The following is a 1,161-nucleotide window of genomic DNA, read 5'->3' as shown; positions in this document are numbered from 1 at the left end:
GTTCGGTGGTGGTGACCTGCCAGCCGTCGGCTTCTTTGAAGTAGTTGCAGGCCGCGCATTCGCCGAGGCCGTTGAACGCGCTGGTGGGTCCGCCGTCGTGGTGGGGGTGGGCGTGGTCGTGGTGGCGGATCGGGGCGTCGCAGTACGGGGTGCGGCAGGCTTGGTCGCGCAGATCGATGAACGTCGCCAAGGCTTTTGGGAAGCAGCGTGACCGCGATTCCATCGCCACCAGCGCATTGCTCCGCGGGTGCCGGTAGAGCCGGCGCAGCGTGGCCTTGGACCGCTTGTCACGCACGGCGGCGGTGACCAGGCCGCGGCCCACCGCGGCCGGGATGGGTCCGTAACCCTGTAGGTGGGCCGGTGTGTCATCACCGCCCAGCAGGGTCTGGTCGGAGATCACCAGGTTGACCGCGACCGGCGCCGCCACCTCGGCGGGGGTGCCGGTGGTGCGTTCGACGAGGGTGTCGGCCATGACCTGGCCACGCGAGCGGCCATCGAAGGTGGTGTCGGCGGCGCGCTTCAACGCCGCATACACCCCGACTCCTTGGGCGACGGGCAGCAGCGCGGTCACAAAGGTCATGGTGTCGGGGGCGGGGCGGATGGTCACCGTGCGTTCGGTGACCGCTTTGGCGGCCCGGTCGACCACGGCCTGCGGGTCGAGGCGGTAGGCGATCGTCTTGGCCGCGGCGGTGATCCGCTTGTCGCCCAACCCGTCGAGATTCTTGAGGTTGCCGCACAGTTCGGCATCGAGGGTGGCGCGGTCGGTGATGCTCAGGCAGGCCGATTCCCGCACGATGATGGTGGCCCGCCACTCCGAGAGCGCACCGCACTCCAACGCTCGCAACGTGTGCGGCATCTCGTGCACCAGCGCCCGAGCGCACCCGAGATGACGGCCACCGCGATTGGGGGAGTCGCGGCGGGCCAGGGCGATCTCAGCGGCCAGCCCGCGGCCCCGCTTGGCGGCGGGCACTCCTGCGGCAGCCTCTGCGGCGCGACGCATCCGGTCCAGTTCGGCGGTGACCCGGGCTTGTCCCGCCGCGGCCGCCGACTTCGCCACCTCCAACTCCTCGAGGCGGGCCCGCAACCCCGCCTCGTCGGCACCGGGAGGCACCATAACTGTCTTGAGTCAAGAAGTCGGCAGGTTTTTCTGTGGGTGGGTGT

Annotated in this window: 1 protein-coding gene; it reads right to left on the bottom strand. The window is 70.2% G+C overall.

The window, feature by feature from the left end; all coding sequences use genetic code 11:
* Positions 1–1,114 (bottom strand): DUF222 domain-containing protein (locus Q2100_RS27625; protein ID WP_302916612.1); only part of this gene is annotated, 1,114 nt, incomplete at its 3' end.
* Positions 1,115–1,161 lie beyond the last annotated feature (47 nt).

It is taken from the genome of Mycolicibacterium arseniciresistens (assembly GCF_030519285.1).
Taxonomy (GTDB): Bacteria; Actinomycetota; Actinomycetes; order Mycobacteriales; family Mycobacteriaceae; genus Mycobacterium; species Mycobacterium arseniciresistens.
Note: the sequence above shows the minus strand (reverse complement) of the source record. Positions and strands in the feature narration are given on the sequence as shown.